This is a genomic window from Streptomyces sp. LS1784 (assembly GCF_020103755.1).
In the GTDB taxonomy this organism is placed as follows: Bacteria; Actinomycetota; Actinomycetes; order Streptomycetales; family Streptomycetaceae; genus Kitasatospora.
Genome location: NZ_JAHSQD010000929.1, coordinates 1 through 2,011, shown reverse-complemented (window position 1 = coordinate 2,011; position 2,011 = coordinate 1). Strand labels below are relative to the sequence as shown.

The following is a 2,011-nucleotide window of genomic DNA, read 5'->3' as shown; positions in this document are numbered from 1 at the left end:
GTGGTCTTGCCGACACCGAAGCCGCCCGCGACGACGATCTTCGCGGAGGTGGTGGCGCGGGTGGGGGCGGCCGCGTTAGAGCTTGCGAAGTCCACTGAGGACCCTTTCGAGCAGCGTGACGTCGGGCGTTCCGCCCGACTCGCCCGCGGCGGCGGGCTGGTGGATGGCGACGAGGCCGGCCTCGGCAAGGTCGGCGACGAGGATGCGGGCGACACCGAGCGGCACGCCGGCCAGTGCGGAGATCTCCGCGATGGACTTGACCTCGCGGCAGAGGCTGACGATCCGGGCGTGCTCGGGCAGCAGCCCGCCGGTCCGGTCGGCCGAGCCGGTGGTGGAGATCAGGGCCTCGATGGCGAGCTGGTACCGGGGACGGGTCCGGCCGCCGGTCATTGCGTACGGGCGGACCAGCGGCTGCTGCTCGTAGCCGTCGGACTGCTGCCCGCCGTAGCCGCTGCCGTACCCGTTGCCGTACGGGCCGGCGGGTGTCGAGGGCGGGGTCATGGGTCCTCCTAGTGCTGCAGCCTTGAGCAGCCGGTTCCAGCTGGGACGGTGCCAGCTGAGGCGGGATCAGCTGCCCGAAGGCAGCTGAAGGGGTTGCACCGGGTCCGGTCGGGTCGGACCCGGCGAGGCAGGTGGGACGGGTGGGTGGATCCGCTCGGCGGCTCGGGTCAGTGCAGGAGACTGCCCTGGAGTTCCGCGCGGAGTGCGGGGGTGAGGACGGCGCCGGCGCGGTCGACGAGCAGGGCCATCTCGTAGCCGACCAGGCCGATGTCGGAGTCGGGGGCGGCCAGGACGGCGAGTGCGGAGCCGTCGCTGATGGCCATCAGGAACAGGAATCCCCGCTCCATCTCGACCACGGTCTGGTTGACCTCGCCGCCCTCGAAGATCCGGCTGGCGCCGGAGGTGAGGGAGGTGAGGCCGGAGGCGACGGCGGCGAGCTGGTCGGCACGGTCGCGCGGGAAGCCCTCGGACATGCACAGCAGGAGGCCGTCCGCGGAGACCACCACGGTGTGGGACACCCCGGGGGTGTTGTCCACGAAATTGGTGATCAGCCAGTTCAGGTTCTGTGCGGCCTGGCTCATCTGGTTCAACTCAACGCTCCTGGTGATCTGCGCCGTTGCCGTCGCTCCGGCCACCGAAACTATCGAATCCGGCCTGCTGGGCACCATGCTGGTAGCCCGTCTGACCGGCGGCCTGCTCGGCCCCGGCGCGGCGGCCCTGCTGGATGCCGCGGCGCAGGTTGGTCAGCCGGCCGCGGACCTCCTCGGGGGCCCGGGAGACCTGCGGACCGGTCAGCGGCGAGGCCTCGGCGGTGCCGGAGACCAGGTTGGCCTGCGGGGTCCGCCGGGGCAGGCCCGACATGGTGACGCCGCTGGTCGAGGGCTCGCGGATCTGCTCGGCGCGGCGCCAGCGCTCGTCGTTCGCGGACGGACGCCAGGGCGCGTCGTCGCTGCCCGGCTGCTGCTGGTTCTGCTGCGGCTGGCCCTGCGGCTGCTGCGGAGCCTGCGGGGAGGCCTGCTGCTGCGGTGCCTGCCGGGGGGCCTGCTGCTGCGGTGCCTGCTGGGGCTGCTGCTGCTCCTGGGCCTGCTGCTGGAACTCCGGCGCGGTGGTGCCGGGGCGGCGCGGCTGGTACGGCCGCGGCCGCGCCTGCTGCCCCTCGGCCTGCGGGTACCAGGGCTGCTCGCCGGCGCTCTGCTGACCGGTGGCCTCGGACGGGCCGGTCGGCAGCGCCATCGGCTCCTGGTACGGCAGCGGCTGCGGCTGCTGGTACGGCAGCGGCTGCGGCTGCTGGGGGGCCTGCTCCTGGCGCACCGGCTCCGGACGCGGCGGGTTCGGCACGTTCGGCAGCACCGGCTCGACCAGGCCGAGGCCCAGCGGGTCGCGCGGGTCGATCTGGCTGGCCTCGAAGCGCGGGCGGGCGAACTGCTGGGTGCTCTCCACCGGCGCCGGCTCGGCCGACGGCAGCGGCTGCTGCGGGGCCTGCGGCGGCAGCTGCGGCTGACGGTCGCGC

The 2,011-nt window shown here is 74.0% G+C and carries 2 protein-coding genes and 2 pseudogenes; all 4 read right to left on the bottom strand.

Features of this window, described 5'->3' with window-relative positions:
• Positions 1-95, bottom strand: a pseudogene (locus tag KS423_RS44335) (ATP-binding protein); the annotation flags it as partial.
• Positions 76-501 (bottom strand): DUF742 domain-containing protein, encoded by a 426-nt coding sequence (locus KS423_RS44330; protein WP_224285341.1) that lies wholly within the window; start codon positions 499-501, stop codon positions 76-78. The gene KS423_RS44330 and the pseudogene KS423_RS44335, both read right to left, overlap by 20 nt.
• Positions 502-668: 167 nt before the next feature.
• Complete coding sequence (locus KS423_RS44325; protein WP_030291361.1) at positions 669-1,082, bottom strand: roadblock/LC7 domain-containing protein; 414 nt, start codon at positions 1,080-1,082, stop codon at positions 669-671.
• Between the two features lie 10 nt (positions 1,083-1,092).
• Positions 1,093-2,011: pseudogene (locus KS423_RS44320) on the bottom strand (hypothetical protein); the annotation flags it as partial.

Bases quoted from the DNA above. Each gene is read 5' to 3' on its own strand.
- KS423_RS44325 (WP_030291361.1), bottom strand. From the start codon at position 1,082: ATGAGCCAGGCCGCACAGAACCTGAACTGGCTGATCACCAATTTCGTG.
- KS423_RS44330 (WP_224285341.1), bottom strand. From the start codon at position 501: ATGACCCCGCCCTCGACACCCGCCGGCCCGTACGGCAACGGGTACGGC.